The sequence below is a fragment of the Mycoplasma sp. HS2188 genome, from assembly GCF_025209835.1.
Lineage (GTDB): Bacteria > Bacillota_I > Bacilli_A > Mycoplasmatales > Metamycoplasmataceae > Mycoplasmopsis.
The window spans coordinates 1-659 of record NZ_JAOAOI010000061.1 but is presented as its reverse complement, the minus strand read 5'-3'; the positions used below and the strand labels follow the sequence as shown (position 1 = coordinate 659).

Genomic DNA, 659 nt, shown 5'->3' with positions numbered 1-659 from the left:
AAAATTCTATTTATATTTTGATTTAACTTTTTAGTATATTCACTAACTAAACTATCACGAGCTAAACTCAATAATAGTTCTTGATTTAGATTTAAATTAATTAAAGTTTTTGCACTAGAATTAACATCTCTAAACTTAACATTTAAAAAATATCTCTGCTGTAATCTATAAATATCTTCACTTGTTTTTGGATTCAAATAGATATAAATACCTTGCTTATCTTCACTAATTTCAATGTTAGCAATATTAACTTCACTTTTATATTCAAAATCGCCTAATATATCTCTATACGCTTGCTCAAAACCATTAGTAATATATTTTTCCTTAAATTCTTCACTCGTATATTGATCGTCATTAATTGCATTAAATACTGGATTTATACTAATAAAATCATTGTATTTTGCACTTCAATACAATTCGTTAATATAACTTTTATAATACTGCATAGCACTTTCATAATTTAAAGCTACAATATCTTCATCTTTTAAATTATGTTTTATTTTTAAATAGTTAAAGAACTTTATTCCTTGTTTTGTTTTTCAAAGAGGTCTAATCTGTTTAGAATCCAAAACAACATTTTCCGTAAAATAGCTTTGTGGATTTGAATTTTCTTTTATTAAAACCAGTTTAAAATTACTAATTGACTTTTCAGCATTTGA

General features: G+C 23.2%; 1 pseudogene. It reads right to left on the bottom strand.

What is annotated here, in order from left to right:
* A pseudogene (locus tag N1F73_RS03810) lies at positions 1-659 on the bottom strand (conjugation protein); the annotation flags it as partial.